The sequence below is a fragment of the Pseudomonas sp. UM16 genome (assembly GCF_050312595.1).
Classification (GTDB): Bacteria; Pseudomonadota; Gammaproteobacteria; order Pseudomonadales; family Pseudomonadaceae; genus Aquipseudomonas.
This window is the reverse complement of the sequence record NZ_JBNPJT010000089.1, coordinates 1-281: the sequence shown is the minus strand read 5'-3', so window position 1 is coordinate 281 and position 281 is coordinate 1. Positions and strand designations below refer to the sequence as shown.

General features: G+C 59.4%; 1 protein-coding gene. It reads right to left on the bottom strand.

What is annotated here, in order from left to right; genetic code table 11:
- On the bottom strand, positions 1-281 hold a 281-nt coding region (locus ACQRAX_RS25690; RefSeq protein WP_427867796.1), incomplete at both ends, for a VCBS domain-containing protein.

The following is a 281-nucleotide window of genomic DNA, read 5'->3' as shown; positions in this document are numbered from 1 at the left end:
CCTTGGGTGTCGTTGCTCAGCACGTTACCAGTCACGGTCAGCTGGGTTTCTGTGGCGGTGGTGCTGTTGGTGTCATTGAAAGCCTTTGGCGCGTCATCGACGATGTTGACATCGATGTTGCCACTGGCCGTGCTGCCATCGTTATCGGTGGCAACCACGGTGAAGCTCTCGCTCAGGGAGGTGCCATTGCCGCTGGTATGCGCCTCGTTGTCGAGCAGCGTGTAGGTGTAGGTCACCACGCCCGTGGCTGGGTTGTAGCCAGTGATGGTCAGGGTGTTGCC